The 7,765-nt window shown below is 41.9% G+C and carries 8 protein-coding genes; 3 read left to right on the top strand and 5 right to left on the bottom strand.

Features of this window, described 5'->3' with window-relative positions; translation table 11 throughout:
- Positions 1–364: 364 nt before the first annotated feature.
- From KSO91_RS14995 to KSO91_RS14985, 3 genes are read right to left on the bottom strand one after another with little or no spacing between them, the layout of a single operon-like run.
- The gene (locus tag KSO91_RS14995) at positions 365–1,369 is read right to left on the bottom strand and encodes a hypothetical protein (protein ID WP_238743844.1); all 1,005 of its coding nucleotides are present in this window, start codon (positions 1,367–1,369) and stop codon (positions 365–367) included.
- A complete protein-coding gene (locus KSO91_RS14990) occupies positions 1,369–2,274 on the bottom strand; it encodes an HlyD family secretion protein (protein ID WP_238743843.1) in 906 nt (301 codons plus the stop codon). The genes KSO91_RS14995 and KSO91_RS14990 overlap by 1 nt, the downstream gene beginning before the upstream one ends.
- A 15-nt stretch (positions 2,275–2,289) precedes the next feature.
- Positions 2,290–3,708: a coniferyl aldehyde dehydrogenase gene (locus KSO91_RS14985; RefSeq protein ID WP_238743842.1), complete on the bottom strand. Its 1,419-nt coding sequence runs from the start codon at positions 3,706–3,708 to the stop codon at positions 2,290–2,292.
- Positions 3,709–3,872: 164 nt separating this feature from the next.
- Here KSO91_RS14985 and KSO91_RS14980 point away from each other — a divergent pair, with 164 nt between their 5' ends.
- The 3 genes from KSO91_RS14980 (at position 3,873) to KSO91_RS14970 (ending at position 6,409) form a co-directional block, all read left to right on the top strand.
- The gene (locus KSO91_RS14980; protein WP_238743841.1) at positions 3,873–4,763 is read left to right on the top strand and encodes a LysR family transcriptional regulator; all 891 of its coding nucleotides are present in this window, start codon (positions 3,873–3,875) and stop codon (positions 4,761–4,763) included.
- A gap of 301 nt (positions 4,764–5,064) precedes the next feature.
- The gene (gene phnN / locus KSO91_RS14975; protein ID WP_238743840.1) at positions 5,065–5,676 is read left to right on the top strand and encodes a ribose 1,5-bisphosphokinase; all 612 of its coding nucleotides are present in this window, start codon (positions 5,065–5,067) and stop codon (positions 5,674–5,676) included.
- A 388-nt stretch (positions 5,677–6,064) separates the two neighbouring features.
- The gene (locus KSO91_RS14970) at positions 6,065–6,409 is read left to right on the top strand and encodes a hypothetical protein (RefSeq protein ID WP_238743839.1); all 345 of its coding nucleotides are present in this window, start codon (positions 6,065–6,067) and stop codon (positions 6,407–6,409) included.
- Between the two features lie 379 nt (positions 6,410–6,788).
- Here the strand turns inward: KSO91_RS14970 and KSO91_RS14965 are convergent, their stop codons facing one another.
- Together KSO91_RS14965 and KSO91_RS14960 are read right to left on the bottom strand one after the other, a co-directional pair.
- Positions 6,789–7,004, bottom strand: coding sequence for an alternative ribosome-rescue factor A (locus KSO91_RS14965; protein ID WP_238743838.1), 216 nt, complete (start codon positions 7,002–7,004; stop codon positions 6,789–6,791).
- Between the two features lie 556 nt (positions 7,005–7,560).
- Positions 7,561–7,765 (bottom strand): hypothetical protein (locus KSO91_RS14960; protein WP_238743837.1); only part of this gene is annotated, 205 nt, incomplete at its 5' end.

The following is a 7,765-nucleotide window of genomic DNA, read 5'->3' as shown; positions in this document are numbered from 1 at the left end:
CTGTGTAGCGCGCAGCGCCTCTGTTAATGAATGCGAACCGAAACGCAGTTTCGCAGTCGCATGAAGTGTGCGTGGTAGTGGTTTTAATCTTTTTACAAAAAATAACCTGAGTCATCTACATAAGCATCTAAGATAAATAATGCCAATTCATCAAGTTGAGCAAGTAATCTGTGTGTTTTTTCTGAGCATCTACAGTTTTTTTACAAACACTTGCTGTAATCATAAAGCATCATTATAGCTAATCTGTATTATTCAACGACCACTTTCTTGATAAAAATTTATAGGCAACGTTTTAAGATAAGAAAGAGTTATAGAGTTGATGTGTTGGCAAGTCACATTGGCTACATATTACGCTTGCTCAACCTTAAACTGAGCAACTTTTATTTCTTTTGTTATTATTGGTTAAATACTCTAACCAATACGCGGTGGCATAAATAATGAGCAATACAACAACTAGTTCAAAAGCACGTAAAATGATTGAGTTAATGCCAAAATTATTGCCATATTTACCAATATACAACTGGTATGGAATTAAGAACCCCATTAACGCGTCACTGTGAATTAGCCCTTCTTCTTGATCTGGATGGTTACACCACAACAGAATAGTGAACACCAATACAGCAGAAATAAAGAAATAGGTAAATAAATTAATTTCGGTGCCAGAAAAAAATAAGGAAACAACGATTGCCATAGAGCATCCACCCACTTGTGAGAGCATCTTATTGCGTGAATGTACCTTCATCAGATGATGAGTTGGCTGCAGGGCGGATGTGATCAGAGGAACCAAACAAAATACAGCCGTCGTGACTTCGTTAATCATAATAAATGCCAGTCCACCCCCCACTAGAATGAGCATTTTAAAACGATCAGACCCCGTCACTGGCATGGGGACTCTATGAGGCAATGTCGGCGCTTGTTTTATGGGCATAATGTGATTGATAAAACTGGCCACTAAACCGGTAATAAGCGTGCTTAAAATAAGATCTCTTGTGATATCGGGTATCGATAGTATATAGCCTGTGCTATTGGCATAGGTATCGATAAAAATGATCATAAATAGAGGTAAGGTGACCATTCTTGCTTTTAAATTTGAGTCTACTTGGCGTCGCACATGGTCGAAATACAAGAGTGTGCATGTCCAAATGATAAAAGGGTGGATCGCAAAAATCTGGTTGACCATTACCGCGCCTAAAGCTGCAAATAACGACGGTAATATACGTTTGATTATCTCCACTATATGGCTCGAATAGCAGGTAGTGGCAATTACGATAGAAAATAAGACGATATATACGCTGACCGTGAGGTGTAGCATTTTACTGAGCATCAAACACAATACAATAATCAGTGTCTTACGGATTAACTCATACATTAATAGATAAACCTTAACCAGCTTAGCAATGTCATCCAACTATCTGAGATATTTAAGTCATCTCTTAGCATGACACTCGCGCGACTTCCCGCTACGATTGCAACTGATTTTATGTCTGCTATAACGCGCACTCGAATTTTTTGCTGAGGACGTATCCAACGCGTTTCTGAAGTGATTTCGCCGAGCTGATTTTTATTGCTAAGACCGCTACTAATTGCTTGGTCAATAGATACAATTTTCCCTCTAAAGACTTTATTTGGGATGGCATCATAAACAATATTCACTTCCTTATCGAGCGCCAAAGCGCTCAGCCCTTTTTCAGTAAAATCGACTTCAATCCATTGCAAATCACTTTTTACCAAATGAATGATGGCAGTGGAGGGTGATGCATACATTCCCTTAGTGAAACTTAGATTAGTCACAATACTGTTTTCTTTTGCCTTGACTAATGTTCGGTCTAGGTTGAGTTGAGCCATCTGCAGGCCAGCTTGTGCCGATAAGTAATCAGCTCGCGCCACGGTTTCGTCAGCGTGTGCTTCATCTAATGCTTCTTTACTAACCGATGAACGTTGGCGCAATAGATTGATACGTCCTAAATAGTGCTTGCTTTTAGCCCAACGACTTTTTGCTTGTAGTACCATGGCTTGTGATTTTTTTTTCTCAATCTCATAGGTTTGAGGATCAATCTGAAAGAGTGGCGTACCTGCTGTGACTTTTTCTCCTTCATGTACATATATTGCTTCAATATAGCCTTTGACTTCAGGGATCACATCCACTGACGTGGTTTTGACTGTCGCTTGCGTTGTGAATGGTAAAGCATTATCGCTGTAAATTAGAAAGGCACTAAACCCGAATGCGATCATCAATGTGACGGTGGTTATGTACGCGTAGACATCACGTTTCATTATTATTACCTATATTTAGCCTTTAAGCAGGGCTTCAAGGGCGATTTGTTTATCAGCATAAGGGGCTCTTAAGCGGGCTGTCCCGTCGTTATTTTCACTTTGAATAACAACGGGTTTAGCATGAGAAAATTGCTTGAAACCATGCTCTCCGTGATAGGCGCCGATGCCAGAATAACCCACACCGCCAAAAGGCAGGCTGTCTATGCTGACATGCGTCATCACATCATTAATCACGAGGGCACCGGAAGTTGTATAATCGGAAAAATGTTGCTGATTTTCTGGATTATTGCCAAAATAATAGGCCGCTAAAGGTCGTGCGTTGGCATTAATGTAGGCAATCGCGTCTAAACGGTCTGTATAGGTTTTAATCGGTAATAGCGGGCCAAAGATCTCCTCTTGCATAATCGCCATCTGATCATTTACATCAATCACCAAATGCGGTGCGATAGTGCGGGTAAGCATATTGTAAGGTGCTTCTCCTGCTGGCGTTAAACTAATAATTTGCGCTCCCTTATTTTTGGCATCTTGTAATAAGCCAAGTAAACGTTGGTAATGTTTATTATTGATGATGCTGGTGTAATCTGGGTTATCTGCAATAGATGGAAAGGCTTGACTAACAAACCGTTTCGAGGCTTCAATAAAATCGGCTAATTTATCTTCTGGAAGCAATACATAGTCAGGGGAAAGACAAATTTGCCCTACATTGAAGGTTTTTACTGTTAAGGTTTTTTCTACAGCGTCAGTTATATCTGCATCTGTATCAATCATCACGGGTGATTTCCCCCCTAGCTCAAGAGTAACGGGAACCAAGTTTTCTGCTGCAGCGCGCATAACATGTTTACCAACAGCGCTACTACCGGTGAAAATCAAATGATCAAAAGGTAATGCACTAAAGGCTTGGCCGACTTCTGCGTCCCCCAAAACAACTTCCAGCTCATCGGGCCCAAAGCTCGCGCCCACTAGTTCGGCTAATAATTCGGACGTACGAGGTGTCAGCTCCGATGGTTTTAGCATCGCCGTGTTACCTGCGGCAAATACCCCAGCAAGCGGGCCAAAGGCAAGATTAATGGGGAAATTCCAGGGGCTAATAATACCGACCACACCAAGGGGTTGGTGTTGGATACGCGTTTGCATACCCGGCTCGGGTGCATCAATTAATGTCGTTTTCATCCAAGATGGTACGTTTTCAAGTGCATGTTGTAGCATTTTCATGGTAGTTGCCAGATCGGCGACCTGTGATTGATATGAACTACGATGTCCAAAATCAGCATTCATTGCCTCGGTGAGTCTTTGATAGTTTGTGCGGATTAAATTGATACTGCGCAGTAAGCGATCTTGACGCAGTTTAAGATCGGCGGGCGCGCTGGCTAAATGTGCCCGTTTCATTGCTTGCAGTACTTGCTGTAGTGCTAAATACGAGTTTGATGATTTCATATAATAACAAATCCTTGAACGCGAAAAAGAGAGATAAGGTTTGCACCTTGCCCCGTTGTGCATCAAGCACATTGGGGTGATGCGTTGATGTTAATAGAAGTAGTGTATTTCTACTAACAATGCTATTTTCGTAGGGGTATAAATATATTTATGAGGTAACTATTATGTCGCTTGTTCGCCTACGCACTTTTATGGAAGTGTATCGTCAAGGTTCTATTAGCAGTGCTTCACGCATGCTTAACCTTACTCAGCCCGCCGTATCGCAACATATTGCAGGGTTAGAGGTAGCAGTAGGACGGCCTTTATTTGAACGATTAGCAACAGGCGTCGTGCCCACCTCCGCAGGCGATGAACTAGCGTTAGATATTGGTGACAAATTAGATTCAGCCGAAGCCGCTTTGGCTTCCGCACGAGCCAGGTCGATGGATGTGGCTGGGGTGTTACAATTTGTTGGCCATGCGGACTTTATTGCCGAGGTGTTAACGGGGCAGCTTTTGCCTCTTCTAAAAGCAGGAATAAAAGTGCGAATGCATACTGGTGATGGTGTATTCATCACAAATATGTTGGTTGAAGGGCATTGTGATCTTGGTATTTCCGCTCATCCGGTTCTCGATAGTCGCTTGAAAAGCGAAAAAATCATGACTAATCGAGTCTTACCCGTCGCGTCACCCGCTGTTGCCAAACGCATTATGGATGCGCCTGACTTTGCTGCCGCCATTACAGAAGAGCCTATGTTGGCTTACAATTTGGAACTCTCGCTGATTGATAATTGGATAGTAAAAAATAAATTGAAGGGAAAACAGCTGGTGCCAGCGGTAGTCAGTCAGGATTTAAGGGCGCAACGAAAACTCCTTATACAAGGGTTTGGCTGGTCTGTTGTACCTGAGTTTTTATGCGCTAAGCAGATCAAAAATAATGAACTGGTTGAAATACCCTCTCCGGTTGGTACCTGTGAAGTGCATTACTATCTTATTTGGGCCCCGAGTGCATTACGTCAAGTCAGGGTGGCTCATGCCAGACAGACCTTGTTACAAGGCTTACGTGAATATCGATGAGCAACGTCCACATCTGAAAATGGATTTGTTAATTAGTCGAAATGCTATAATACTTATCTTGTTAAATAGATTTAAATGGGCGTTAATTGCAAAGCACTTACTGCTTATCCCCTAACCATGATTTGCTTAGGAGATTATTACCACCATATGGTTTCGCGCAGGCTTGCCTTGCTGACTCAAGCACCGGCTAAGACTTTAAAATTAAGCGGACACGGTGTCCTTGATCGGACAAATGTGCCGATTTACTCTTAACGCATGTTGACCAAAGGCAGGTTCGCGTTCAAAAAGTGTGGCGTGAAGGATGACAGGTACTCTAATGCAACTCAGCACATTACCGTCCACTGGGCGGCTCTTTTATCTTATTGGACCATCGGGTTCAGGCAAAGATTCAATTATTGAAGGCTTACGTGTCGCTATCAACACTCAACAGCCTTTATTGGTGGCGTCGCGGTACATTACTCGTCCCGCCGACTGTGGCGGAGAAAAGCACATTGCCTTGTCTGTCGCCGAGTTTAGGTTACGTAAGCAACGTCGCCTTTTTGCTTTAGAATGGCATGCAAATGGCTATGATTATGGTATCGGCCTAGAAATTATTAGATGGCTAGATCTCGGTTATAATGTGCTGGTTAACGGCTCTAGAGAATATTTGCCTATGGCAACACACCGCTTTCCTGAAAAGCTTAATAGTATCGTTATTGATGTAGATGATAATACCCTTGCAACACGATTACGGCTGCGGGGACGAGAGTGCGAGAGGGATATTCAGCAACGTTTGGCAAGGGCCCGATTATTGCAAGCCAATCTACCAAAGGACTGTTGGCACTTAGATAACAATGGTGAGTTACAGCATAGCATTAAGCGAGTGCTGGAATATATTGAACAAGTGAGTAGGCCGTCAAGCTCAATAAAATAACTTCACGCAATGCAAACGCCAGGCAATCATAAACTCTATTTTCGGCGGGCACTATTGAGGGCGTTATTATCGTTTATATTTTGGGCCGATACTTTCGTCCAGAGGGTTACTTTAAAATAAATGTCGTCAATTTTAATCAATGCGGACAACTGTATTAACTTAAGAACAGAGTTTGGATAATTAGTTTGATTTTTAATCGTTTATCGTAATTATTCTTTTGTTTCTAGTGTGCTTTTTAGGTTAGAGCAAATTAGCGGGCAAAATGGCAGATGCGACCGCTATTATTGGTTGAAATTGAACCTGATAATCAGGTAATCTGTTTCATAAATGAAATTTTAATCGCGCCTCACTATTGCGCGAAGCCACATTAAATAACAGATAGAGTTTTATGAAATACAATTTTGAACTAATCCGCTGTGCCCATTCTGGACAATTTAGAGGCAGCTTTTTTTGTGACCACTGCCAGCAGAAAAACTTGTATGTGGGGGCATGCTTGTATACGGCAAATCTGAATAACGATTATCGTCATAACTTGCATGCAGCATGTGCAGAGTTTGTTGATAATATCAACAATCGCAAATTTAATATGTTTGAGCAAAAAAAAGCGGGCAAACAACTAAAATCATCACTATGCCACTGCTCAGTTAATGTCGTTTGTATTAAAGCCCACAAAGCAAAAGTAAAAGCTAAAGCAATAGTGAAAGCAGGAATGCATAAGTTACATATAAAATAACTTAAGACTCCACGTACCCTAATGACTTTACCTTGTTTAAGGGCGAGGACTCTCGTCAGCTGAGTTTGTTGTTTGCTTTAAAAACAATGCGGGTAAAGCCTGCGTCCCAGCGATATTACAGCCAATATGAGCCAATACGGTGGGTTCTTATCTTTACGATACCCCCAAAAAAACACCGTCACCAAATTACGCTAATTTTGCGAATTAAAAAACCAAGAAGAGCATTTTAGTTTACTAGCCTTTAATCACTTCATATCTAATCCGCGTAATTTGATGAGACGAATCGCATGTAAAGTAGTAAGCACTCGTATATTAATCATTAGCGATTTTGAAGGTGTCGAGAGGTAGAAAAGAGTGTTATCAAATAATGTCTAAGCGATTAAGCCGCTATTTGATAACACTCTTTTTTAGAATGCTTTGCATTACGATTGAATGATCCTTTTCCCTTTTTTGCTTTCACAACTCGCATACAAAAAACTTTGCTGGTGACGAGTGCACCAAGCGCAGAGTGCTTTATCGTACCGCGAGCAAGATCTGTTTGTTTTTGTAAGGTGCTAGGTTCTGGCACCGTTAGCGTTTTTTTATGTTTAGCCATTTGCGTTAATCTCCTGTGTTAGATGCCAAGATACTAGCACCTTAATTTGCCCATCGCCATATGTCGCATTGGCTTTTAGCCACTTTATTTATATGTGCAGAGTGTGTTTTGTTCATTCAAACAGTTCGCACAGTATTTTATAAAAACAAAGCAGGCTAAAGCCTGCGCCCCAGAGAGAGTGCAAACAGTATGATCCCCAAACGTTGAATGAACCTTATTTAGGGGCGCGGACTTCAGTCCGCCAGTGTGTTTGTTCATTCACACAGTTCGCACAGTATTTTGTAAAAACAAAGCAGGCTAAAGCCTGCGCCCCAGAGAGAGTGCAAACAGTATGATCCCCAAACGTTGAATGAACCTTATTTAGGGGCGCGGACTTCAGTCCGCCAGTGTGTTTGTTCATTCAAACAGTTCGCACAGTATTTTATAAAAATAAAGCAGGCTAAAGCCTGCGCCCCAGAGAAAGTAAAAAACCGAATGTTGCCTTTACCTTGTTGAGGGGCGCGGACTTCAGTCCGCCAGTGTTTGTTCATTACAAACAGTTTGCTGAGTCTTTTTTTTAAAAATGCAGGCTAAAGCCTGCGCCCCAGAGAGAGTGCAAACAGCATGCTCCCCACACATTGCGTTTATCCTGTTGAGGGGCGCGGACTTCAGTCCGCCAGTGTGTTTGTTCATTCAAACAGTTCGCACAGTATTTTATAAAAACAAAGCAGGCTAAAGCCTGCGCCCCAGATCCAGCTTTTTTCTTGCTTAATTTTCCATCG

The organism is Psychromonas antarctica (genome assembly GCF_022267535.1).
Taxonomy (GTDB): Bacteria; Pseudomonadota; Gammaproteobacteria; order Enterobacterales; family Psychromonadaceae; genus Psychromonas; species Psychromonas antarctica.
This window is presented reverse-complemented; position numbering and strand designations above follow the sequence as displayed.

Excerpts from the sequence above, each read along its gene's own strand:
- KSO91_RS14995 (WP_238743844.1), bottom strand. The coding sequence starts at position 1,369 with ATGTATGAGTTAATCCGTAAGACACTGATTATTGTATTGTGTTTGATG.
- KSO91_RS14990 (WP_238743843.1), bottom strand. The coding sequence starts at position 2,274 with ATGAAACGTGATGTCTACGCGTACATAACCACCGTCACATTGATGATC.
- KSO91_RS14985 (WP_238743842.1), bottom strand. The coding sequence starts at position 3,708 with ATGAAATCATCAAACTCGTATTTAGCACTACAGCAAGTACTGCAAGCA.
- KSO91_RS14980 (WP_238743841.1), top strand. The coding sequence starts at position 3,873 with ATGTCGCTTGTTCGCCTACGCACTTTTATGGAAGTGTATCGTCAAGGT.
- phnN (WP_238743840.1), top strand. The coding sequence starts at position 5,065 with ATGACAGGTACTCTAATGCAACTCAGCACATTACCGTCCACTGGGCGG.
- KSO91_RS14970 (WP_238743839.1), top strand. The coding sequence starts at position 6,065 with ATGAAATACAATTTTGAACTAATCCGCTGTGCCCATTCTGGACAATTT.
- KSO91_RS14965 (WP_238743838.1), bottom strand. The coding sequence starts at position 7,004 with ATGGCTAAACATAAAAAAACGCTAACGGTGCCAGAACCTAGCACCTTA.